Below are 23,489 nucleotides of genomic sequence, written 5' to 3' on the forward strand. Positions count from 1 at the left end.
GACAAACATGGCAGTCTTACGATCGGTTGTCTTGGCATCGTCGAAAGCACGTTTTTGTTTGTAAGGAGGTGAACGATCGTGCCTAACATTAAATCCGCCATCAAGCGCGTGAAGACTAACGACAAGCGTCGCCTTCAAAACGCTTCGCAAAGATCGGCACTGCGTACGGCAGTCAAAACGTTCGAAACCGCAGCCGCTTCGCAAAACGTAGAAACGGCCAAGCAAGCGCTTATCAACGCTTCCAAAAAGCTGGACAAAGCCGTTTCGAAAGGTTTGATCCACAAAAACGCGGCAGCCCGCAAAAAATCCCGCTTGGCGAAACAACTCAACGCGCTTAACGCTCAAGGCTAAGCGAAAAAGTCCTTGCTCACCGTCGGTGCAAGGACTTTTATTTTTTTGCGCTCCGCGCCCCGCTTCTTATGCCGCCAGCCCGAGCAAAAACATCTCGAGCCCGACCACCTTGTCGATTTTGCCCGTCTTCATCTTATAATCGAGCTCGGCCAGCTGGTCGATGATGCGCTCCAGCTTCTCCGGCGCGAACTTGTGGCCCTGCTCGGCGGCGATTTTGACCGCGTACGGATGCAGGCCGAGCTGCGAAGCCATCTGCTGGTGCGACAGCCCCTGCTTGGACAGCTCCTTCACCTGCAGCACGATGCGGAACTGCCGGGCGATCAGCAGGACGAGCTTCACCGGCTCCTCGCGCTGCTTCAGCAAATCGTACAAAATCGAAAACGCGCGGTTCAGACGCAGGCGGACGATGTCGTCGATCAAAATGAACACGTTCTGCTCCGTGCTGCGCGTCACCAGCTTGTCCACGATCGCGCCGTCGGCGACGCCGCCGGTTCCGACATACAGCGACAGCTTCTCGATTTCCGCCGCCAGTGTCTGCAGCGAGCCCCCCGCATACAAAATCAGCTGATCGGCCGCCCCTTCCGCGAACGTAAACGATTTGCGCTCCGCCAGCCGGACGACCCATTGCAGCAGTCCGTCCGCATGGAGCGGCGCGAACGGGATCGCGACGTCTTTCAACGCTTTGACGATTTTTTTGCGTTCGTCCAGCTTTTCCGCGTCGACCGTAAAGACGATGACGGAAAAATCGGGCGGCGCTTTCATATAGTCGAGCAGCTTCTCCGGCTGATGCTGCGCTTTGCCGCTGTCCTTCGCTCCGGTGAAAAAGACGGCGTTGCCCGCGATCACGAGCTTCTTCGGCGCCATAAAGGGCGGCGTTTGCGCATCCTCGAGCACGACGTCGAGGCTCGTTTCCGCCAGGTCGTACTTGCTGACGGCAAAGTCCCGATACTCCGGCCCGACCAGCTTCTGCTCGGCGAAATCGAGAAACTCGCGCAGCAGAAACGATTCCGAGCCGTACGCGATATAGACGGGCGAAGCGTTCCCTTTGCCGAGTTCGCGCGCCGCCGTTTTGTAATCCATCGGTCTCCCCCTTGCCGCTTCATCATTCTACGCTTAAGGATAACAAAAACAAAGGGATGACGTCAAAGCGCCGAGATCGCCTTTTCTCGCGAAAAAACGATCCGGAACTTCGGCATCATCCCTTTGTCCCAGCACATCTATATAAACATCCGGCCCAGGGCTCCCAGGCGCCCGACACCGAACGGTCATACATGGCAGGTCTTCGACTACGTGAACCGTCTTGTTACTATACGATATGCGAATCGCCGCAACGTGTGCGCCGGCGACAAGCCTGAAACGCGTTTATTGCGAAAAAAAACGCCGGCGCCGCCGCGCGAAAGAAAAAGCCGCAAGCGCGCTGCGCTTACGGCTGTTGGACCGTCTCCGTGCTTTTGGCGATATCGATCGCGATCGTTTTCGTTTTTCCGTCCTTCGTCGTGACCGAATACGTCAGCTGCTTGCTGCCCCGCCAGCGGAGCAGCTTCGCGCTGTCCTCCGCCCCCCAGGAGCCGGAAACGAACATTTGCGTCTTCTTGTCGTCGTTCGTCGTGACGACGATTTTGCGGTTCTCCGAATCGACGGTCGCGACCAGAACGCCGTCCTCCGAGACGAGTATCGGAGGCGGCAGCGTCATCAGGCCGGACATCTCCGGAGCGCCGCCCGTTCCTTTCGCCTCGTCCGCCGGTCCGGCGATGCCGAACCGCTGCCCGGGGCCGCCGCTTCCGGACGCGGAAGGCGAAGCCGACTCCGCCCCCTCCGCGGCGGATATGCCCATTTTCGTTTTGTCTTCCGCCGAACCGGCCGAACCGGCCGAACCGGGCGATCCGCTTTCGAACGCCGACTTGTTCGCATCGGCCATGCCGCCTCCGCCCGAAATCGATTCCTGCTTCCCTTCGGTCGGGACGGAACCGCCCGCATCCGTCCGTGCCGGCGTATCGCCGCCGGTCGAAGGCGCCTTGTCGCTCGCGGCGCCGGCGCCGTTCGGCGCGGTTCCGCCTGCCGGCGCGCCGCCTGCGGTCCCCTGCTGATTGCGCAGGCTGTTGGGCGCAGGCGCAGACTCCGCCTGCCCCGACTTGACCGTCTTCCCGGACTCGACGCCGCTTTGCGCGACGGCCGGCCCCCGTTCCTTCGGCTCGCCGCCTCCGGCGGAAGCCGCCGGCGCTTCCGGCTTCGCGTCGGCCGCCGTTTGGCCGGACGAAGCCCGGCTCGAGCTCGCCGACTCGTACGTAGCGGACGATTTGTTCCGGCTGCCCGAATCCATAAGCATCCGGGTATCGTCGGCCACCTTCGTGCCGTCCATATCGTTAATGAAAAGGGCGAGCAGCAGTCCCGCGGCCACGATGCCACCGGTCGCCGCCAGCGACCAGGCCGCCCGGAACCGGCCCGGACGCTCCGTCGTCAGCGGAACGACCGCCGAATCGGCCGCGCCGGCCGTCGCCGGCACCGGCGAAACGTCGCCGCGTCCGTTCGCCCGGTCTATTTCCGCAAGCTGGGGCAATATCGAATCGACCAAACTGAACGGCGGAGCGACTTTCGGCAGGCTGGCGAGCTCTTGGGACAACTGCTGCAATTTGGCGAACATTTCCATGCAATCCGGACACCGCTGCAAATGCGTCAGCATCGCTTCATGCTCCGCGTCGTTCAAATCTCGATCCAGATGCCGCTGCATCAGTTCCATCACCTCGTCACAATTCATCCCCGCACACCGCCTTTCTGATAATCTCGGAGTAAAGACTGCAATTGCTGCCTCGCCCGGAATAAATACGACTTCACCGTGTTGAGAGGCAGATCGAGGGAGTCGGCGATTTCGTTGTACGAGAAATCCTGCAAATACCGGAGCACTACGACAGCCCGGTGATGCTCGGGCAGAAGCTCGATCGCCTCCTGAATATCTTTCGCCACGTACGCGGACATCAGCTCGTCTTCGACGGAGCCCGCCGACGTGAACACCATATTGTGCTCCTCGATCGATACCGTCGCTTTCGTACGGCGGAACTTGTCGATGCAGATGTTCGTCACGATGCGCTGTACCCACGTTTTGAATTGCGCTTTTTCTTCATAAGAATTGATTTTCGTATATATGCGGATTAACGCTTCTTGAGCGGCGTCTTTGGCGTCCTGCTCATTCCCGAGAATGTAGTAGGCCGTACGATACACATGTGTTTCGATTTCTCGCAATAGGGTTATTAGAGCGTCGCGATCGCCCGATTGGGCAGCCTTGATCAATTGCTGCTCTACCACAAGGATCCCCCTCTCTTGCAACCTTTTAAACGGGCGTCGCCCGGAAAATGTTGCATCAAGCTTGAAAAATATCGGTCATCAGCTTTCCGTTACTAGAATAACAGAAAATGCGGGCACGGTATACCGCCTCGGTCGCGATGCCTAAACTAACCATCCGGCGAAACGAAAGCTGTCGGACAGCCTCCGCCGCCTCGCTTGACGTGCCCGACCGCCCGCACTACAATAAGTAGTGTGAGGTGTAGCGATGGACATTCGCCCTTTTAAAGCGAACGAAAAAGGATTGAACCGGTTTTTCGGACCGCTTGAAGCGAAAATTATGGATATCGTCTGGTCGGAGCCGGACATATCGATCCGGGACGTGCAGAGCCGGCTGGCCGCGGGCAAAAACGTCGCCTTCAACACCGTTATGACCGTCATGAACCGGCTGGCGGACAAAGGCTTGCTGCGCAAACGGACCGAAGGGCGCGTTACGCTGTACAGCCCCGCTCAAACGAAAGAGCAATTTCTCGTCACCCGGTCGAAGGAGCTGACGCTGGAGCTGGTCGACGAGCTCGGCTCGCTCGCCGTCCATCATATGCTGGACGTGCTGGAGGAAGCCGACCCGCTGCTGCTGAACAAGCTGAAGCAAAAAATCGAATCGATGAAAAAGGACGCGTCGTCATGAACTGGCATACCCGCTCCGAACGGCTGTACCGGTCGTCGCTGCTGCTCGCCGTTTTCATTTTTACGCAGATGGGCACGTACGCGCTGCAAATCGTTCTCGGCGGCAGCTTCGGCTTCAACGTGTTCGAAGCGTGCAGCGGCCTGCTCATGTCGATCGGCATGCCGGTTCTCGCATACGCGCTGGACGCCCTCGTCGTCGCCACGATCGTTACCGGGCTATGGCAAACGGCGCGCCAGCTGTATCATACGCGCAAGGCGCGAACCGCGTTTTTGCGGCGCGCGGATACTAAGAAGACGGAGGAGCTGCTGCGAAAGTTCGGTTTGCCCGGGACGACCGCCCTCGCCGTCATCGCCCATTCCGCGCCGCTCGCCTTCACGATGGGGCTGTACCGGCCGCATATCGTCGTCTCGAGCGGGTTGATCGAGCTGCTCTCGGACGAAGAGCTGGGCGCCGTCCTTCATCACGAACGGCATCACCAAGCGTCGCGCGACCCGCTCCGCTCGTTCGTGCTCGGCCTATGCGCTTCCGTCGTCTGGTATTTGCCGATCCTGAAATGGACGAGCGGCCAGTTCCGCATCGCCCGGGAGCTGCTGGCCGACGAATACGCGGTGTCACGCTCGGGCGGCTTCGAGCCCGTGGCCGGCGCGCTGCTTAAGCTGGCCCGCTGCGCGGGACGAACGGACAAACCGTTTTTGCACGCTTCCTTCGCGGAAACGTCGATCAATTACCGGATTATGCGGCTCGTCGATCCGCTTAACGTAACGCCGCCGAAGCTGCCGGCGCGTCCGGCGATCGGTTCCGCCGCCATTGCCGCCGCGCTTACGGTTGCGTTTATTTGTACGCTGCAGGCGTAAGCTTGTATGGCCGATCCGCCGGGATGGCGGAATTTTTTTAGCGTGTCACACTACGCTGCGTAGTGCATTACGTATGAAGGGATGAACCGCGAATTGAGCCAACCGAAACCGAACCCGAAATCGGGCCCGTCCCCGAGCAAATCGGCGGCCAAACGAAGCTCCGCCGCGCAAAAAGCCGAGGAGGCGCGCAAACGCGGCAAGCGGAAGCGAATCGCCTGGAGCGCGGGAGCCGTTCTGCTCGTTGCCGCCATCGTCGTCCTGATCGCGAATCGTCCCCCGAAGCCCGGCGAGAAGGTCGAAATCATGGCCGACCAATCGCATATCGCGACCGCCGATTCGCCGCACAAGCCGTACAACACCGATCCGCCGACCAGCGGCCAGCATTTGCCGTATATCGCGACTTGGGGCGTCCATAAGGAACCGCTGCCGAAGGAGCTGCTCGTGCACAATCTCGAGGATGCCGGCGTCGTCTTGTACTATAACGGGCAAACGGATGCGGAAACGATCGACAAGCTGGAGACGATCGTGAAACGGTATCCGAAATACGTGCTCGTCAACCCGTATCCGGATATGCCGAACCCGATCACGCTGACCGCATGGGGGCGCATCGACCGGCTCGATGCGTTCGACGAAAAACGGATCGTCGACTTTATTCAGGCTTACAAAGGCATCGACCACCATCCGCGCGGCTGACCGTACGGAAAAAAGCAAAGACGCCTTCCGGCCGCCGCACGATGCGGGGACGGAAGACGTCTTTTCGTTTGCGCCCGTCCGAAAGCTCAAAAAATTTCGTGCTTCGTCCCGCTCCACCGCTCGTAAAACAGCTCGTTGTTTTTGCGGAACAGACGGATCGCCACGTGGATGGCGAAGACGGTATCAACCGCGGCGACGGCGATGAAGCTGACGCCGAGCAGAGCCGGAGGCAATCGCTGCACCGCGCCCAGCAAAAAGATCGCGTGCGCGCCTCCGACGAGCCCGTACAGCGCGCCGTAGCGCACGAGCAGCTCCTTGAAGCGGATGCGCTCCCCGCCCCCGATGACGCGGATTCGCACGATATATTTGCCGAGCGTCCGGCCGTTCGTCGCCAGCGGCAGCATAACGAAATACAGAAAGCAGACGACCGCGTACAGCACGATGTCCGGACTGCGCATGAACAGCAATGCAGCCGGAAACAGCACGATCGCATCGAGCTGGAGGGCGATGAACCGTCTCGTCAGCCCGACTCGTTCGCTTTTCAGATCGACGTTCTCGTCGAGCCGGTCGGGGCGCGGCAGCAGCTTCATGACGAGGGGCGCGGCCATATATCCGAGCGCTCCTCCGAACGTGTTCAGCATCAGATCGTCGACGTCGAACAGCCGGTACGGGCACTTGTAAATGCCGTACAGCCCGGTCACCTGCGTAATTTCAAAAAACAGCGACAGCCCGAACGCGGCCGCGACCGCCTTGCCGAAGCCGAAGCGGAAATAGTAACGCAGGTAAACGCCGAGCGGGACGAGCAGCAGCACGTTGAACGCCGCCTGCAAAAACGCCCGCTCCGTAAACAGGCGCACGTACGTCGACGGCACGCCGGGCTGCAGTCCCGTTTCGCGCACGAAGTCTTTGACGAACTGGAACGGAACCCAGGACATATACGATTCGCGCCATGGAGCGCACGTGTTCCGCGATGCCGGAAGCGGCAGGATGACCAAGTACAGCGCCGTCAGCACATACAGCAGCAGCGAGTATATGACGACTACGCGAATTTTGTTGACGTACCCGTATTTGCGGTACTGGACGATCAGAAACGGCAGCGTGAACAAAAACGCCAATATCGGGAACGTCAGAAAGGCGTAGCGGATCGGAATCAAATAAGACTGCAGCATGCGAGGCTCACTCCAACAAATGATTAAGTCTGCATTATACCCCGGCTTTCCCGGTTTATCCATCGATTTTCCTTACATTTCGGCCGAGGATACGTGACGGCGCCGTCATGCGGCGAGTCCGGGGGACGAAAAAAAGGAGCCGCGCCCGGCGGCTCCTTTCGTTATGGGCCGTTTATTCGAACTTGACCAAATAGTAATTTTTTTTGCCTCGGCGCAAAACGACGTAACGGCCGTGCAGCCTTTGCTCGCTGCGGATCGCGGCGTCGATGCCGCTCATCCGCTCGCCGTTGACGTATACCGCCCCGCTCTCGATATCCTGCTTCGCCTGACGGCGCGACGGCGCCGCTTTGGCCGCCACGAGCAGGTCGATGAGGCCCGTTTCCGGCTCGTCCGGAAGCACCGTCGTCGGCATGTCCTGCAGCGCTTCGACGAGCTCCGCCTCGCTGAGCGAGGTCACGTCGCCGGAAAACAGCGCCTGCGTAATGTTTTCCGCGCTCTCGACCGCCTCCTGCCCGTGCACGATCCGCGTCACCTCGCGGGCCAGCTCGCGCTGGGCGACGCGTTTTTCCGGGCGCTCGTTCAGCTCCGTCTCCAGCTCGGCGATCCGCTCCCGCGATAAAAACGTGAAATATTTCAAAAATTTGACGACGTCCTGGTCGTCGGTATTGATCCAAAATTGGTAAAACTGGTACGCCGACGTTTTGCTCCGGTCGAGCCAGATCGCGCCCGATTCGGACTTGCCGAACTTTTTGCCGTCGCTTTTCGTCACGAGCGGCATCGTGATGCCGTAAGCGTCGCCGCCGCCCATTTTGCCGATCAGATCGAGTCCGGCCGTAATGTTGCCCCATTGGTCGCTGCCGCCGAGCTGCAGCGTGCAGCCGTGATCCCGATGCAGCTTGTGGAAATCGTACGCCTGCAGGATCATGTAGCTGAACTCGGTGTACGAGATGCCGTTCGCGAGGCGGGAATCGACGGAGTCTTTGGCGAGCATGTAATTGACGGTGAAATATTTGCCCACGTCGCGCAAAAACGAAATCGCGTCGAGCGAAGCGAGCCAATCGTAATTGCTTACCAGCTGGGCCGGATTATCCTTGCTGTCGAAATCGAGGAAGCGGGACAGCTGCCGCTTCAAGCTTTCCGTCCATCCGGCGACCGTTTCCGCCGTGTTGAGCGACCGTTCCGTCGACCGTCCGCTCGGATCGCCGATCAGGCCCGTGCCTCCGCCGACCAGCGCGATCGAACGGTGGCCGGCAAGCTGGAACCGGCGCAAGCATAAGATGGGCAGCAGGCTGCCGATATGGAGGCTGTCCGCCGTCGGGTCGAAGCCGCAGTACAGCACGACGCGCCCGTTGTTCAGCTTGTCCGCCAGCCCTTCGCGGTCGGTCACCTGATAAATGAGGCCGCGGTATTCGAGATCGTCCAGCAATTCGTTTTGCGTCACGCGCGTTTCCGTCAACTTGCATCGCTCCTTGTCGGTTCGGTTGAAAAACAAAAAGACCCGTCCCGGCTGCAGCCAGGGACGAGTCATCGCGGTACCACCCTAGTTGAAAACGTCTCGTTGCGCAATCGAGACATTTTCCGCTCGCATCGGATAACGGCCGACGGTCCGTCCCAGTCTTCCGCACGCGGCGATATCGCGGGCGGGTTCGGCGCAGGATGCTCGGGGACGTAATTCGCGTACGCTTGCGCACCGGCTCGCACCGACCGCCGGCTCTCTGGGGCTGCTTCAGCGTTACCGCTACTGATTCCCTTCATTGCAGCATATTGCAGCTGTAAAGCTTGCTTCCTTGCGGAAGCGCATGATCTTTATATACCATTTTCGGGCGGCCGTTGTCAATTCGGCCCCATTGACGTTACATAAGTGCAGCCCGATCCGCTGTAGAAGGATACTGCCAATGTCGCTCGGGCGGCGTGGATCGGCTTGAAGGGTGCATTGGCGCCAGCGAAGCGTTCTTTCGCGGTTCTCCCGGTCGCAGGGCAGCAAGAGCCCCTCCCTGCCGGAACGTCGGAGAAGGGCTAACGGACATCACGGCCTCTATCTGTCAAAAATATGCCGTTTTGGAAACGTAACGGTCGCACAGCGCTTATTCGCGACAAAATGCCCCCAATGGCCTGCATGTTCACCGAATAGTGCGCCTATGTCCGTTACAATTTCAAAAGTGCGGATTTGACGCCAATAGCGCCGCCATGCCCGTTACGTTTGGCGCCAGGACCGACAGCGCTGCATTCAATGCGGCATTGACCCCGAACGCTTCGGGCCGCTGAACTTACCCGGCCGTCAAGCAGGGGACGGCTGCCATCCGCCTTCCCCGTCCGCCGGGGCGGGAACCGCTCCCGGACGAACGAGCGTCCTCGGCTGGGCGTCCGCAATCGTCTCAACCAAATCGCATATTTCGCGTTTGGACAAAAAATCGGCCGACAGCCACGCGTCGATCTGCCGGTCCGCGAGCAGCATCGGCACTTCCTCCTCGAAGCCGGGCGCCGCCGAATGGACGGACAATATCGTGCATGCGCGCAGCTCCTCCCCGTTCGGGCTAATGCGCACATCGTACACGCCGGCCATTGCGAGCGGACGGTCGCCGCTGTGCAGCATAATCGGCTGCGGCTCGCGGTTTCGCCTCCGCGCCGGCTCAAGCCGGTAGTACGCGCTGCACGGAACGACGCATCGCTGCCGTTTCAGCAAATAGTCGAACGATTTGTTGTTCAGCACCGAACGGCTGTCCGCCTGCACCGCGTTTTTGGCCCAATACGGAAGCAGTCCCCACCGGTATTCGTCCAAAATCCGTTCATTCTCTTTGCCGCTGATGGCGAATACGGCTTCGGTCGGGGCATATTCGCGATCGCTTTCGACGTAAGCGAGCAGCTGGGTCACGTCGAAACGGTCGATCAACGAGCGGGCATCGGCCTGCAGCGTAAATCGGTAGCTCATAGTCGGGAACCTCCTTCGCAATTGGTCGAACGGTTCAATCCCCTTTACTATGCGCCTATGAAACCAGATTTATCCTCCGGGCGCGGAGTTACTTGACGACGATTTCGCCGCTCGCCGCGTACGTTTGCCAATCTTCGATCGTTTCCCGATACAGCGGCGGAATATCGGGAAGCGCGTCCAGCGCAAAAAACGCGGCGTCCGTCGTTTCGTCCGTTTCCGTCAGCAGCTCGCCGCTCCACTCCTCGATTAAGAAGACGACGGAAAACAGTTTGTTTTCGTCCCCATAGCCGTTCGTATACTCGAAGCGCGGGTCCGTATAAAGCGCAATCGGCTTCGCCGATACGACGTCGAGCCCGGTCTCCTCCTTCACTTCCCGCTTGACGCAGCCCAAGATCGACTCGTGAAGCTCGAGGCCGCCGGCCGGCATCGCCCACGCCCCATTGTCTCTGCGTTTGACGAACAGGATGCGACCTTCGCGATCGCGCACGATCGCCCTCGCCCCCGGCGCGATCAACATGCGGTGCCCGACAAGCTTGCGAAGCTGTCCCAAATACGATTGTTCCCAGCCGATTCCCATACCGTACGCCTCCTTCAGCGATTCGGGACATTTTTCGTCCCTATTGGACTAATTAGGTCCCTATAGTACATAGTATACGATCAGCCGCGCTTGCTTACAACGGCCCAATGATCGGAGGCAACGCAACCCCAGTGTTGGCTTGCAACCGTGTCGTCGCTATCCGCTCTCGCCGCTCTCGCCGCTCTCCCCGCTCACACCGACTCTTCACAAACGAACTCGCCGGAGGATTTATCCTGGAAGGTAACGCGCTTCTATAGCATAGCGGTACGAATTTTCCGTTATTGACGTCAGTTCCGCAGATAGATTTCGTCGGAAGTCAAGGAAAACTTAACGATGCGGGTGCCGATAGCGGAACAAAGGTACCACTTCTTGGTAATATTCATGCAACTTCCCATTTGTTGGCGGAAAATGAGTCCGCTATTCGTTGTCGGTAAGAAAACCGGCTATCGACGTATATCGAGGATGTGCCAAAGCCTTCGGCTTCCGGAACGTAACGGACGCCACGGCCCTTATTTCGCGAAAATCGGCCGTTTTCCAGTCGTAACGGACACCACTGCGCTTATTTGCTCCGAACCGTCGTCCAAAAGGGGGTTTTTCGCCAAATAGCTGCGCCCGTGTCCGTTAGACACAAAATAAGCCGAAATGAGGCTCATTAGCGGCCGCCATGTCCGTTACACACTTGGAACTGGGGGCCCGACCCGCCGCCGCCCCATACTCGCCCCATACTCGCCCCATGCTTGCCCCCCGCTCCAACTCCTGACGACGCCGGCGCAGTTCAACCGAGCCGATATCGCCGTTTCCCGCCGCCGGCAGCAGGAAACCCGCTCCCGGCTTCGGCGCTTTAGCGAAGGTCGGGACAGGACGGTCTTTTCTGCGCAAACCGAACCTTTTTGCACGCCGAAACGGCAGCGGAGCGAGACGAGATGGAAATGCTCCCGTTATTTTCGAAAGATTCCCGTTTCCGGGCAAAACAACGGGAAAACATCCCGCTACATTCGTCCATACCGCGCTTTTCGCCGATTCCGCGACATTTTATCGGGAGCTTCTCCCGCTATTTTAAAACGACGCCACTAGGAGAGCGAGTTAACGGGAGGTTTTCCCGTTCGTTCTGTTCCAGCGGCCCGGTAGGATTCGGATCGGTCGGACGTGGAACAAAAGGCGCTGCTCGCTGCATCCTTTACCGTCCTCCCCGTTACAATACTAGAAGGAGACAGCAATCCCGTCCCTTCGTCCGCAGCATCGATAAGTCAACATTTTCAGTCATCCGAATACCACGAGATCGTCAAATAAGAACCCGTAAAGAATTCTTCAATCCCAAAAGAAAGACCGGACGAGCTGGTCCGGCTCGTTCCGGTCTTTGTGCCCCTTTTAGGACAGCCTATATTTGCCATCAATGTTTCTCGATCGTCAGCTCGGCGATCGTCGTTCCGTCCACCCGCACTTCGATTTTTTGAGGAATTATATAGTACGGATACGGGATGCCGATCTCGGCCCGGTAGCCGCCCTCCTTTGCCAACGCGAACGCCGCGACGGTCGGCTCGCGTCCGTTCATTTTCCATTCCGCCGTAGGCCATTTGCCGTACAGCATTTTTCCGGCGGCGTCCTTCAGCTGCAAATTCAGCTTTACGACGTATTGGTTGTCCCGGACAAACGTTTCTTCCACGGCGACCGTCGAAAACGAAGCGGAAGCATATTCGCGTTGAAGCTCGTTTTTCACGACCGGTTTACTTGTCGCGAAGCTTCTGTAGCCATGACCGAGCTGACCGTTGTCGTTTCTCCCCCATACCCAGATCCGCTCTTCATCGTCCGTCGCCACGCCGTGATCGCGTCCGACCGACACCGTCGCAAAATGCCCGCCGTCCGTTATTCGTTCCGGCTCGAAGCGGACGGTCTCGCCCGAAGCGTTCTTGCTCGGCCCGGCAACGCCGACTCCCCATACCCACAGGTTGCCGGTCTCGTCGACCGCCGCGCTCGACCGCTCCCCGGCGGCTATCGCCTTCATCGCCGGCAGCCCGGTCAATTCGACCGCGTCAAGGCTGTAAAGCGTCCCGCTGCCCAGACCGAGCTGGCCGTCCCGGTTCACTCCCCAGACGTACAGCTTGCCGGACCGGTCCAAGGCGATGGAATGGTCGTAACCGGCCGATATCGCTACGATATCGTTCAACGGTATGAGCCTGCCGCCTTTGTTCAGCATCACCTGCCGGACATCGCCGTCGGCCTTCCCTTGGCTGCCCCAAGTCCAAACTTCCCCGTCTTCATTCAAGGCGAGCGAATAGCCGAAGCCGGCGGCAACGGCAACCGCGTCGCGCATCGGTCTCAATCCGTCCATCACCCGGACCGGCTTGCTGCGGTCCGTCTCGGTGCCGTCGCCCAGCTGCCCGTACCGGTTGCCGCCCCATGCCCACACGTTTCCTTTCTCGGACAAGGCGAGAGTATGGTCATAGCCGACGGCGACCGCTTCGATCCTCGTGCCGCCTTCGAACGGAACTTGAACCGCCGCGGCGTAAGGCTCGATGTCCCCTTGCCCGAGCTGGCCTTTATCGTTCTCGCCCCACGCCCATACGCGGCCCTCGTCGTCGACGGCGGCGGCATGGGCATATCCGCCGCCGGCCTGTACGACATGATCCAGCACGCCGCCCGATTGCCGCCCTACTTGCGATGCGAACATGGACCCGAGCTGTTTCCCGAACGACCAAACCGTGCCGTCCTCCTCGACCTGAATCGAATACTGGTACCCTGCCGTTATTTTCGGTTCCGCGTTGACCGGCTTGCTTTCCGCCGCATGAACGGACGGCGAGCCGGCAAGCAGCGCGGCGAACGCGATCAACCCCGCTTTGCGCTTCCACATCGTGCTTGCTCACTCCTCTTAGTCGTTTACTTATTAGACTGCCATCGATGCCAAAAAGTTCCACTATTTTGAAAAAATATAATCATTTATTGAAACCTTTTGTCGCATGCTTTGGCGGCACGATGAGCGAGAACCCGGGTTTATCGCAAAATAACCGGAATCGTCTATAACTTCGTATCGATTTCCAGCCCGTTTTTCGTAACCGTAAACACGACTTCGCCGTCGCGGTCCGTACGGTAAATGTCGCTGCCCGACCGTTCGAGCCGTTCGACGACGCCCGGGTTCGGGTGGCCGTAGCTGTTTTTCAACCCCACGGAGACGACGGCCGCCTTCGGACGCCAATACGCCAGCCATTCGTCGCTCGTCGACGTCTTGCTGCCGTGATGGGCCACCTTCAGAACGTCGATCGGCGCGTAACGCGGCGGCGGCGACCGGTCCGCTTCGGCGGGAGCGCCGCTCGGTCCCGTCCCCTGCGTCGCTCCGACGCTCCAGGAGGCAAGCAAGCTTTTTTCGTCCTCCGCCCGCATATCTCCCGTGAACAAAAAGCGCGTACTCCGCATTTGCATCAGCACGACGACCGATTCGTTGTTTTGCTCCTCGGCGACGCGCGCCGTCTTGTCCCCCCCGGCCGACAAGACGGTCAGCCTCGTATGGCGGTCGGCCTCGATCGTTTCGCCGGGCGGCACGCTGACGATCGCCGTTCCCCGCTTCATCGCCGTTTCGAACAGCTTGCGCGACGAATCGCTGCCTTTCCACGTTCCGTTCATGACGATCGCGCGTACCGGAATTTGCTCGACGACCGCTTGCAGCCCGCCGATATGATCATGGTCTTGATGGCTGACGACGAGCAGGTCCAGCCGATGGACGCCCCGCTGCTTGAGCAGCGGAACGAGCAGCTTTTTTCCGACCTCGTACGGATCGCTCCGTTCTTTCCATTCCTCCCCCGGCTTCCGGAACGTCATCGTCCCTCCCCCGTCGACGAGCACATGGCGGCTTTGCGGCGTCCGGATCAATATGGAATCCCCTTGCCCGACATCGATGACGCTCACTTTTCCGTTCCGGTCGAACATATCCGGGGCGTAGCCGAACCAGAGCAGCGCCATAAGCGCGGCTGCGGACACGTACGCGACGGCCGGCTTCCCTTCTTCCTTCCGGCGGATCGTTCCGGCGTAAACCGCTCCGAGCAGCGCGTAGTAGACGGCAATCCACCATAAGGCGGGCTTCGGCCAGACGAGGCGCAGCGGGTCGTGCGCAGCGGCCGTGTCGACCAGCCAAAACGTCGCCGCGTTCAGCTTCGCGACGATCCAGCCGATCAGCGCGCCGGCATGCGTCGAAGCCAAGCCCGCCATCAATGCGAACGTGGCGAGCGGCAGCACGACGGAGCTGATAAACGGAACCAGGATCAAGTTCGCGAACGCGGACAGCAGCGAAATGCCGTTAAAGTAATATACCGTAATCGGAAACGAGGCGAGCTGGGCGACGACCGTAACGGACAGCAGCGAATTGACGTGCCGGGAGCGAATCGGCAGCAAACGCGAAAAGCGCGGCACCCCGACGATCAAAAAGGCGGTGACGAGAAACGAAAGCTGGAAGCTGACGTCGTACAAATAGTACGGCTCCCACAGCAGCATCAGCACGGCGGCCAGCCCGATGATATTCGGCGCGTCTTTCCAGACGAGACGCCTTGCCGCGTACAGGCCGATCATCGCCATAATGCCGGCGCGCACGGCGGACGGCGAACCGCCGGTCAAGGCGACGTACATCGGCACGAGCAGCAGCGTGATCGTCAATTGGCGTTCGCGGGTCAGGCCGAACACGCGCAGCAGCCAGATGCAGCCGGCCACGAAAATGGCGACATGCAGCCCCGATATCGCCAAAATGTGCGTCAAGCCGAGCTGCGAAAACTGCTGGTACAGCTCCGGGTCCATATCGTCGGTAAGGCCGAGCACCAAGCTTTTCAAATAGCCGGAGTCCGGTCCGTCTCCCGCAAACAACCGATCGAACACGCTTCCGAGCCGATCGCGCAAATCGTCGTTCCAGCGCAGCAGGCGGACGGGATCCGGCAGCGATGCGAAGCGGTCCCGCGGCGCCGCCGCGGCCAACGCCGCTCCCGCCTCCGCGCCCGTTCGCATGCCGTCCAGCCCTTTGGCGGAAAACAGCCAATGAATATGTTTGCGGTACAAGTACAAGCCGTAATCGAACGCGCCGAAGTTTCGCGGAGGGTCGGGCCGCTTCAGCGCGCCGGCGATCTCGACGACGTCGCCGCGTCCCAGCGCGAGAGCCCGCTCCTTTTCCTCGGGCTTCAGCAGCCGGATCGAGACTTGCATTTTATCGGTCGTTTGCGCCGTTTCCCCGGCTTCCGCGAACCCGACCGAGCGCGCGCGGATCGTAAACGACACTCTATCGCCGTCCACCTCGACGCGGCTTACGATCGTTCCGATCACCGCCGCTTCCCGCTCGGCGTTTGCCGGCGCCTCCGCTGCGGCTTCCGGCGGCACGATCGTCGGCTTGTTGCGGGCGTCGCAGCTTTGGTAATACGCCGCTGCCGCCGCCGCGACGAGCAGCAGGCCGACCGCCTGGCGACCCGGAATCGCGAGCAGCGCCAGCATGACGGCCAGCGCGACCGCAACGATCGCCGCTTTCCACGACAGCAGGCCGGGCGGAAGAGCGCCGCCGACGGCGGTCCCGACAACCCAGGCGACCGCATGGGCCGCGAGCGGCCGGTTCATGACATGGTTAATCAAAACAAAAAGCACCCCTTCGTCTGAAGAGGTGCTTCCTCACTCGAAATAGATAGCGTCGTCATTCGATGCGAGCCGTACGGACGCCGCGCCCGCCGGTCAGTTCGTTACGTCGCTTGCGATGCCGGACGGCGGCGTGTAGTCCGCCAGCTGGCGGAACCGGATGCCGCGCGTCACCATCATTTCGGTTACTTTGTCTTTATCCTTCGGGTACGGCCGGTGAAAGACGATTTCCGTCACGCCGCTGTTCGCCAGCATGTTGGCGCACGTCCAGCACGGCTGATCGGTTACGTAGACGGTCGATCCTTCCCGGTCGCTGCGGTCGGTGAACAGCAGCAAATTTTGCTCGGCGTGAATCGTGCGGATGCATCGCTGCTTTTTGACCATTTCCTCGCGGCCGTCGACGAGCTTCACCTCGTACTCCTCCACAAGCATGCAGCCGGCTTCGGAGCAGTCGGGCACGCCCATCGGCGCGCCGTTGTAGGCCGAGCCGAGCAGCTTCTTGCCCTGCACGAGCACGGCTCCGACGCGGCGGCGCGGGCATTGCGATCGCGTCGACGCCATATAGGCGATATCCATGAAGTAGGTGTCCCAATCTTTCCGTCTGCTCATGCCGCGCCTTCCTTTATTGCTGGCTGGCGCGAATCGCTTGATCGAGATCGTGCAAAATGTCGTCGATCCCTTCCGTGCCGACGGACAGACGAATCATGCCCGGCGTAACGCCGGTCGACAGCAGCTCCTCGCCTTCGAGCTGGCTGTGCGTCGTGCTGGCCGGATGAATGATCAGCGACTTCGAATCGCCGACGTTGGCCAGATGCGAGAACAGCTTCACGCTGTTGATCACTTTTTGTCCCGCTTCGACGCCGCCTTTGATGCCGAACGTCAAAATGGCGCCTTGGCCTTTCGGCAAATATTTTTGCGCCAGCTTGTACGACGGATGGCTCTCGAGGCCCGTGTAGCTGACCCATTCGACGCCCGGATGCGACTCCAAAAACTTGGCGACGGCGAGCGCGTTGGAGCTGTGCCGTTCCATCCGCAGGTGGAGCGTCTCCAATCCTTGCAGCAGCAGGAACGAGTTGAACGGGGAAATCGTCGCCCCGATGTCGCGGGCCAATTGGACGCGGGCTTTAATGATATAGGCGATCGGTCCGACCGCATCGGCGTAAACGACGCCGTGATAGCTCGGGTCCGGCTCGGTGAGGCCCGGGAATTTGCCGCTCGCCTTCCAATCGAACTTGCCTCCGTCGACGATGACGCCGCCGATCGACGTGCCGTGCCCGCCGATGAATTTCGTCGCCGAATGAACAACGATATCCGCACCGTGCTCGATCGGGCGAAGCAGGTAAGGGCTCGGGAACGTGTTGTCGACGATAAGCGGGATGCCGTTGTCGTGCGCCACTTTGGCGACCGCCTCGATATCGAGCACGTCGCCCTTCGGGTTGCCGATCGTTTCGGCGTACAGCGCTTTCGTGTTCGGCGTAATCGCCTTGCGGAAGTTTTCCGGGTCGGACGAATCGACGAATTTGACGTTGATGCCGAGCTTCGGCAGCGTGATTGCGAACAAATTGTACGTGCCGCCGTACAGCGTGCTGGACGCCACGATTTCGTCACCGGCGCCGGCGATGTTGATGATCGAATACGTGATGGCGGCTTGTCCGGACGAAGTCGCCAATGCGCCGACTCCGCCTTCGAGGGCGGCGATCCGTTTCTCGAATACGTCGGACGTCGGGTTCATCAGACGCGTATAAATGTTGCCGAATTGCTTCAGCGCGAACAAATCGGCCGCATGCTCCGTATCGCGGAAACCGTAAGAGGTCGTCTGGTAAATCGGGACGGCCCGCGACAGGGTCGTCGGGTCGATTTCCTGGCCGGCGTGAACCGCCAGCGTTTCAAGGGAAAGTTTGCGTTGCTCGCTCATAGGATAACGGTTTCCTCCTTCAAAAATGACCGATGATGGATAACGACAATATTGTCTCATATTTTCCAGCAGATGAAAAGACAACCTGTGCCGGAACGTCTCTTTATTGCGGCTCGACTTTAATAAACGGCTTGAGCGACTCGAACGTTTTGTCCCCGATGCCCTTCACCTTTTTCAAATCGTCGATCGAGCGGAACGGCCCTTCCCGCTCGCGGTATTCGGCGATCGCCTTCGCTTTGGACGGGCCGATTCCCGGCAGCTTGTCCAGCTCGGCCGCAGTCGCCCGGTTCAGGTCGGTCGCGTTCGCTCCGGAGCCGGACTGCGCCTGCGCCGCGGCCGCATCGGCGGGGCTGCCCGGCGGCACGGATGAGCCGCTCGGCTGCGCATTCGCCGTCTTGTCCGGCGCGGGCGGGGCGGCTTCTCCGGGCGCGCGACCCGCGAACAGCTCCGCAAGGTCGCCGTTGCGGACGATCCGCGGCCCTTCCGCGATCGTGTCGCTCCCGCGGAGCAGCGCGCTCGTCGTCCAAAGCAGCGCCGCGACGCTCCCCCAGATCGCCGCCGCGACGAGCCAGCTGCGTCTTCGATTCGTTGACATGGCTTTTCCTCCTTCACCGCGATTATTTACAGCGCGCCGAAAGCGGCATAAACGTTTCCCGCCGTTCATATACATAAATGAAATTGCGGGCCGGACGCTTTCGGGCGACGACCGTCGTTCGATTTTCGAATGGGGACCGTTCGGTTTATACCGTCTACTTCTCCGGGAGGGATACGCGGCATGAAGATTGGCTTTATCGGAACGGGCAGCATGGGTACGGTGCTGATCGAATCGTTCATACGTTCCGGGGCGGTGCAGCCGTCCTCGATTATGGCAAGCAACCGGTCCCGGGAAAAGGCGGACCTTCTTGCCGCGAAATATCCCGGACTGACGGTCGCCCCGACGAACCGGCAAGTCGCCGCGGCTTGCAATACCGTCTTCGTGTGCGTCAGACCGCTCGTCTTCAAAACCGTCATCGACGAAATCAAAGAGGCCGTATCGCCGGATACGCTCGTCATTTCGATTACGAGTCCCGTGCTGCTGAAACATTTGGAGTCGGCGCTTCCCTGCAAAGTCGCCAAAGTGATTCCGAGCATTACGAACGGCGTGCTCAGCGGCGCGACGCTGTGCATTTTCGGCGAGCGGCTGGACGAACGCGAACGCGACTCGCTGGAATGGCTGCTCGGAATGATCGGCAAACCGGTTCGCGTCTCCGAGCGGCATACGCGCGTCACATCCGACATATCCAGCTGCGGCCCCGCCTTTCTCGCCTATTTCGTGCAAAAACTCGTCGACGCCGCGGTATACGTGGCCGGCGTCCCGCACGCCGAAGCGACCCGGCTCGCCTCCGAGATGGTGCTCGGCACCGGGAAGCTGCTGACCGAAGGAGGCTTTACGCCGGAGACGCTGCAGCAGCGCGTCGCCGTGCCCGGCGGCATTATCGAAGCCGGGCTCGAGCTGATGGACCGGGAGCTCGACTCGACGTTCGTCCGGCTGCTCCAGGCGACGCACGCCAAGTACGAAGAAGACGTGGAAAAAGTGGAGCAGCAATTTTTCGACACCGCACCAGAATAAACGGCCGGCCCTGCGCCCTCGGAACTGCTTGTTCCTAGGCGAGGCCGGCCGCTTTTGTGTGCCGCTGTCCGTTCTTCTTTTATCCGACGACGATGTTGACAAGCTTGCCTTTGACGGCGATCACTTTGCGCACCGTCTTGCCGTTCGTCGCTTCCTTCACTTTATCGAGTCCGAGGGCGATTTCCTGCATCGCCGCTTCGTCGGTGTCGCTCGCGATTTTGACCCGATCGGCGATTTTGCCGTTCACCTGCACGACGATTTCGACTTCGTCGTCGACCGTCAGCGCTTCGTCGTACGTCGGCCACGGAGCGTACGTGATCGTCTCGGTGTGGCCGAGCTTTTCCCACAGCTCCTCGGCGATGTGCGGAGCGATCGGCGCCAGCATCTGCACGAAATGGTTCATCGCCTCGCGAGGCAGCGACTCCGCTTTGTACGCTTCGTTGACGAAAATCATCAGCTGGCTGATCGCCGTATTGAAGCGCAGCGCCTCGTAGTCCTCGGTCACCTTTTTGATCGTCCGGTGCCACGTCCGTTTGAACGATTCGCTGCCTTCGCCGCCGATCTTGCCGTTCAGCGAGCCGTCCTCGCCGACGAACAAGCGCCAAATCCGGTTCAGGAAGCGGAACGAGCCTTCCACGCCGTTCGTATTCCAAGGCTTCGTCGCTTCGAGCGGCCCCATAAACATTTCATACAGTCGCAGCGTATCCGCGCCGTATTCGTTTACGATGTCGTCCGGGTTGACGACGTTGCCGCGCGATTTGCTCATTTTCTCCATGTTTTCGCCGAGAATCATCCCTTGGTTGACGAGCTTGTAAAACGGCTCCTTCGTGGCGACGACGCCGAGATCGTACAGCACCTTGTGCCAGAAGCGCGCATACAGCAGATGGAGTACGGCGTGCTCGGCTCCGCCGATGTACAGGTCGACCGGCAGCCATTCCTTCTGCAGCTCCGGCGAGCAGAGCGCCTTGTCGTTATGCGGGTCGATGAACCGCAAGTAGTACCAGCAGCTGCCGGCCCATTGCGGCATCGTATTGGTCTCCCGCTTCGCCGGCTTGCCCGTTTCGGGGTCGACCGTGTTGACCCAATCGGTCACGTTCGCCAGCGGCGATTCGCCGGTTCCGGACGGTCGAATTTCGTCGACCTCCGGCAGCAGCAGCGGCAGCTGGTCTTCCGGCACCGGCTTCATCGTGCCGTCCTCGAGATGGAGAATCGGAATCGGCTCGCCCCAGTAACGCTGGCGGCTGAACAGCCAGTCGCGCAGACGGTACGTCGTCTTGCCTTGTCCTTTGCCGTTCGCCTCGAGCCATTCGATCATGGCGGCGATCGCCCGTTCGTTGTTCAGCCCGTCGATAAATCCGGAATTGACGTGCGCTCCGTCGCCGGCATACGCTTCCTTGGCGAGATCGCCGCCCTGCACGACTTCGACGATCGGCAAGTCGTACTGCTTCGCGAACTCCCAGTCGCGCTGGTCGTGGCCCGGCACTGCCATAATGGCGCCCGTCCCGTAGCCGCCGAGCACGTAATCGGCGATCCAGACCGGCACTTTCGCGCCGTTCACCGGATTGATCGCGTACGCGCCGGTGAAGACGCCGGTTTTTTCTTTGGCGAGATCGGTGCGCTCGAGATCGCTTTTCATCGCCGCTTTGTCCTGATACGCTTTGACGGCGGCCGCTTGCTCCGGCGTCGCGATGGCGGCGACAAGCTCGTGCTCGGGCGCGAGCACGCAGTAGGTCGCTCCGAACAGCGTGTCGGGGCGGGTCGTGAAGACGGTCAGGCTGCGGCCGGCATGTCCGTCGATGTCGAAGACGACTTCCGCGCCGGTCGATTTGCCGATCCAGTTGCGCTGCATGTCTTTAATGCTTTCCGACCAGTCCAGCTCCTCGAGATCTTCGAGCAAACGTTCCGCGTACTCGGTAATTTTCAGCACCCATTGGCGCATCGGCTTGCGGATGACCGGATGGTTGCCGCGTTCGCTGAGGCCGTTGATCACTTCCTCGTTGGCGAGCACGGTGCCGAGCGCCGGACACCAGTTGACCGGCACTTCCGCCACGTAGGCGAGACCTTTTTTGTACAGCTGGATAAAAATCCACTGCGTCCATTTGTAATAAGCCGGATCGGTCGTGCTGATTTCGCGGTCCCAGTCGTACGAGAAGCCGAGCGACTTGATTTGGCGCCGGAAATTGTCGATGTTCGTGAACGTGATGTCCCGCGGATGCTTTCCGGTATCGAGCGCGTGCTGCTCGGCCGGAAGCCCGAACGCGTCCCAGCCCATCGGGTGAAGCACGTTGTAGCCTCTCATCCGCTTGTAGCGGGAGACGATGTCGGTCGCCGTATACCCTTCGGGATGGCCGACGTGCAGGCCCGCTCCGGACGGATACGGGAACATGTCGAGCGCGTAAAACTTCGGCTTGTTCGATTGCTCGAGCACCTTGAACGTTTTGTTCGTTTCCCAATATTGCTGCCATTTCGGCTCGATCGCCTGCGGGTTATAGCCCTGCGCTTCTTTCGGCGAGCCCGTTTGCTGCGTCATATGCGTTTCCTCCCTTAGATACCCCAAAAAGTGAAGCAAAGCTTTGCAGTGCGGTCCCGGCATGCCCTCTGCCGATAACGGAACGCGGTTCCGCTATAGCACCGGCAAGCCGATGGTCCCGCTCCAATAGCGTACTTTCATTCCGCTATTCTACCCGGTCCCGTCGAGCGCCGCGACGGCTGCCCGAACAAACCAAAAACCTCCCATCGCTAGCGCAAACGCTAGGGACGAGAGGTTTGTTTCCCGTGGTACCACCCTAGTTGGCGCGTGACCGTACTTCGATCGGCGCCCACTTTACCCCTTAACGCGGGGACAACGATCCGGTTTGCCGAATAGGCGCATCAAGGCGCTTTCCGGGTCATGCCGTCGGCTCGAAGGCGAGTTCGCTCTTCCCGTTTACCGGCTTTCACCATGCGCCGGCTCTCTGCGAAACGTGAATTCGCTACTGTTCCTTGTCAAAGCTTGTATTCGATATAGAACTTTTTAGATATTATAAAGGGTTCCGAGCGGTAAAGTCAAGCAACCTTCCTCCCCCGTGACCGCCATACCGCGCATCCGTCATCCCCTTGCGCAGCCCGGCTTCCACGACGCCCGCCTCAAGTCGGGCCATAAGGAGGCCGAAGCCCTCAATCGACTTTCGCGCCGTAAGAGCGCAAAAAAACGACGGCCTGAGCGGCGTCCATCCGTACGCCCTTCACGTCGAACGATTTAAAATCGACGCCGTCCATAATCGCGCCGCGCAAATCCGCCCCCTGCAGCTTCGTTTTGGCCATGACGGCTCTCGTCAAATCGCAGTCGCGCAAGTCCGCTTTCGCCAAATCGGCCTCGTACAGATCGGCCTCGACAAAACGGATGCTGCGCAGATGCTGCTTGGCCAGCCTCGTTTGCCGCAGATTCGTATAGGACCAATCGCCGTTCGTCAGCGTAATGCCGTCCATATTCGCATTGGAAAAGTCGGAGCCCGTCATTTTGCAATCGGTAAATGTGGCGACGAAAAGGTTCGCGTTCACGAAACTGCAGTTTTCGAAAGCCGAGCCGGCATGTACGGACGCGTTCAGCATCGCGCCTTGAAAATCGCAATGCACGAACCGGCAGCGGTTCGTTTGAATTTCTTCCAACGAAGCGTGGGCGAACGAGCACCGTTCGAACGTGCAGCTCACGAACTCGCTCTCCTTCAAGTCCCGTCCGCTGAAAACAACCGCTTCATAGCGCCGATCGATATGCTGCTCCATCATGCAACCTCCGGATCCGTCATTTCATGATCAGTCCGAGCAAATTGACGAACGAAAAAGCGTGCCGCGAAGAA

Annotated in this window: 19 protein-coding genes and 2 other annotated features; of the genes, 5 read left to right on the plus strand and 14 right to left on the minus strand. The window is 60.0% G+C overall.

Annotated elements, in window-relative coordinates; genetic code table 11:
• Positions 1-78 precede the first annotated feature (78 nt).
• Complete coding sequence (rpsT, locus tag PV407_RS23165; protein WP_332092375.1) at positions 79-351, plus strand: 30S ribosomal protein S20; 273 nt, start codon at positions 79-81, stop codon at positions 349-351.
• A gap of 66 nt (positions 352-417) precedes the next feature.
• Here rpsT and holA read toward each other — a convergent pair whose 3' ends face one another.
• The 3 genes from holA to PV407_RS23180 form a co-directional block, all read right to left on the minus strand.
• Complete coding sequence (holA, locus tag PV407_RS23170; protein WP_332092376.1) at positions 418-1,431, minus strand: DNA polymerase III subunit delta; 1,014 nt, start codon at positions 1,429-1,431, stop codon at positions 418-420.
• 343 nt (positions 1,432-1,774) lie between these two features.
• Positions 1,775-3,106 carry an anti-sigma factor family protein gene (locus tag PV407_RS23175; protein ID WP_332092377.1) on the minus strand — a complete coding sequence of 444 codons (1,332 nt, stop codon included), beginning with the start codon at positions 3,104-3,106 and terminating at the stop codon, positions 1,775-1,777.
• Positions 3,103-3,651 (minus strand): RNA polymerase sigma factor, encoded by a 549-nt coding sequence (locus PV407_RS23180; protein WP_332092378.1) that lies wholly within the window; start codon positions 3,649-3,651, stop codon positions 3,103-3,105. The genes PV407_RS23175 and PV407_RS23180 overlap by 4 nt, the downstream gene beginning before the upstream one ends.
• Positions 3,652-3,895: 244 nt before the next feature.
• Here PV407_RS23180 and PV407_RS23185 point away from each other — a divergent pair, with 244 nt between their 5' ends.
• The 3 genes from PV407_RS23185 (at position 3,896) to PV407_RS23195 (ending at position 5,862) form a co-directional block, all read left to right on the plus strand.
• A complete protein-coding gene (locus tag PV407_RS23185; protein ID WP_332092379.1) occupies positions 3,896-4,315 on the plus strand; it encodes a BlaI/MecI/CopY family transcriptional regulator in 420 nt (139 codons plus the stop codon).
• A complete protein-coding gene (locus PV407_RS23190; RefSeq protein ID WP_332092380.1) occupies positions 4,312-5,169 on the plus strand; it encodes a M56 family metallopeptidase in 858 nt (285 codons plus the stop codon). Before PV407_RS23185 ends, PV407_RS23190 begins: the two co-directional genes overlap by 4 nt.
• Positions 5,170-5,262: 93 nt before the next feature.
• Complete coding sequence (locus tag PV407_RS23195; RefSeq protein ID WP_332092381.1) at positions 5,263-5,862, plus strand: DUF3105 domain-containing protein; 600 nt, start codon at positions 5,263-5,265, stop codon at positions 5,860-5,862.
• Between the two features lie 86 nt (positions 5,863-5,948).
• On the opposite strand, the gene PV407_RS23200 is transcribed toward PV407_RS23195, so the two are convergent.
• The 9 genes from PV407_RS23200 to PV407_RS23240 form a co-directional block, all read right to left on the minus strand.
• Positions 5,949-7,031: a VanZ family protein gene (locus PV407_RS23200; protein ID WP_332092382.1), complete on the minus strand. Its 1,083-nt coding sequence runs from the start codon at positions 7,029-7,031 to the stop codon at positions 5,949-5,951.
• A 172-nt stretch (positions 7,032-7,203) separates the two neighbouring features.
• Positions 7,204-8,559, minus strand: coding sequence for a tyrosine--tRNA ligase (gene tyrS, locus PV407_RS23205; RefSeq protein WP_332092383.1), 1,356 nt, complete (start codon positions 8,557-8,559; stop codon positions 7,204-7,206).
• Positions 8,544-8,795, minus strand: a binding site (T-box leader). It overlaps the preceding gene by 16 nt.
• A gap of 514 nt (positions 8,796-9,309) precedes the next feature.
• Positions 9,310-9,960, minus strand: a complete 651-nt coding sequence (locus PV407_RS23210; RefSeq protein WP_332092384.1) for an SOS response-associated peptidase family protein — start codon at positions 9,958-9,960, stop codon at positions 9,310-9,312.
• Positions 9,961-10,048: 88 nt separating this feature from the next.
• A complete protein-coding gene (locus tag PV407_RS23215; RefSeq protein ID WP_332092385.1) occupies positions 10,049-10,537 on the minus strand; it encodes an NUDIX domain-containing protein in 489 nt (162 codons plus the stop codon).
• 1,390 nt (positions 10,538-11,927) lie between these two features.
• The gene (locus PV407_RS23220; protein WP_332092386.1) at positions 11,928-13,385 is read right to left on the minus strand and encodes an RCC1 domain-containing protein; all 1,458 of its coding nucleotides are present in this window, start codon (positions 13,383-13,385) and stop codon (positions 11,928-11,930) included.
• A gap of 164 nt (positions 13,386-13,549) precedes the next feature.
• Positions 13,550-16,129, minus strand: coding sequence for a DNA internalization-related competence protein ComEC/Rec2 (locus PV407_RS23225; protein WP_332092387.1), 2,580 nt, complete (start codon positions 16,127-16,129; stop codon positions 13,550-13,552).
• Positions 16,130-16,225: 96 nt separating this feature from the next.
• Positions 16,226-16,738 (minus strand): deoxycytidylate deaminase, encoded by a 513-nt coding sequence (locus tag PV407_RS23230; RefSeq protein ID WP_332092388.1) that lies wholly within the window; start codon positions 16,736-16,738, stop codon positions 16,226-16,228.
• Positions 16,739-16,751: 13 nt separating this feature from the next.
• Positions 16,752-18,044 (minus strand): homocysteine synthase, encoded by a 1,293-nt coding sequence (locus tag PV407_RS23235; protein ID WP_332092389.1) that lies wholly within the window; start codon positions 18,042-18,044, stop codon positions 16,752-16,754.
• A gap of 103 nt (positions 18,045-18,147) precedes the next feature.
• Positions 18,148-18,639, minus strand: a complete 492-nt coding sequence (locus PV407_RS23240) for a ComEA family DNA-binding protein (RefSeq protein ID WP_332092390.1) — start codon at positions 18,637-18,639, stop codon at positions 18,148-18,150.
• A gap of 180 nt (positions 18,640-18,819) precedes the next feature.
• On the opposite strand from PV407_RS23240, the gene comER reads away from it, so the two are divergent.
• On the plus strand, positions 18,820-19,653 hold the full coding sequence (gene comER / locus PV407_RS23245) for a late competence protein ComER (protein ID WP_332092391.1): 834 nt from the start codon (positions 18,820-18,822) through the stop codon (positions 19,651-19,653).
• A gap of 79 nt (positions 19,654-19,732) precedes the next feature.
• Here comER and leuS read toward each other — a convergent pair whose 3' ends face one another.
• Positions 19,733-22,183: a leucine--tRNA ligase gene (leuS, locus tag PV407_RS23250; protein WP_332092392.1), complete on the minus strand. Its 2,451-nt coding sequence runs from the start codon at positions 22,181-22,183 to the stop codon at positions 19,733-19,735.
• Positions 22,184-22,403: 220 nt separating this feature from the next.
• Positions 22,404-22,651, minus strand: a binding site (T-box leader).
• Between the two features lie 158 nt (positions 22,652-22,809).
• Positions 22,810-23,415, minus strand: a complete 606-nt coding sequence (locus PV407_RS23255; RefSeq protein WP_332092393.1) for a pentapeptide repeat-containing protein — start codon at positions 23,413-23,415, stop codon at positions 22,810-22,812.
• Between the last annotated feature and the right edge of the window lie 74 nt (positions 23,416-23,489).

The organism is Paenibacillus sp. GYB003 (assembly GCF_036577625.1).
GTDB lineage: Bacteria > Bacillota > Bacilli > Paenibacillales > NBRC-103111 > Paenibacillus_AB.